The 430-nt window shown below is 56.8% G+C and carries 1 pseudogene; it reads left to right on the top strand.

What is annotated here, in order from left to right:
• Positions 1-430 (top strand): annotated as a pseudogene (locus ADJ24_RS21870) (IS1-like element IS1B family transposase); the annotation flags it as partial.

Below are 430 nucleotides of genomic sequence, written 5' to 3'. Positions count from 1 at the left end.
CGCCATTTAAAAAACTCAGGCCGCAGTCGGTAACCTCGCGCATACAGCCGGGCAGTGACGTCATCGTCTGCGCGGAAATGGACGAACAGTGGGGATACGTCGGGGCTAAATCGCGCCAGCGCTGGCTGTTTTACGCGTATGACAGGCTCCGGAAGACGGTTGTTGCGCACGTATTCGGTGAACGCACGATGGCGACGCTGGGGCGTCTTATGAGCCTGCTGTCACCCTTTGACGTGGTGATATGGATGACGGATGGCTGGCCGCTGTATGAATCCCGCCTGAAGGGAAARCTGCACGTAATCAGCAAGCGATATACGCAGCGMATTGAGCGGCATAACCTGAATCTGAGGCAGCACCTGGCACGGCTGGGACGGAAGTCGCTGTCGTTCTCAAAATCGGTGGAGCTGCATGACAAAGTCATCGGGCATTA

It is taken from the genome of Enterobacter sp. 940_PEND, assembly GCF_001059415.1.
Lineage (GTDB): Bacteria > Pseudomonadota > Gammaproteobacteria > Enterobacterales > Enterobacteriaceae > Enterobacter > Enterobacter cloacae_M.
This window is presented reverse-complemented; position numbering and strand designations above follow the sequence as displayed.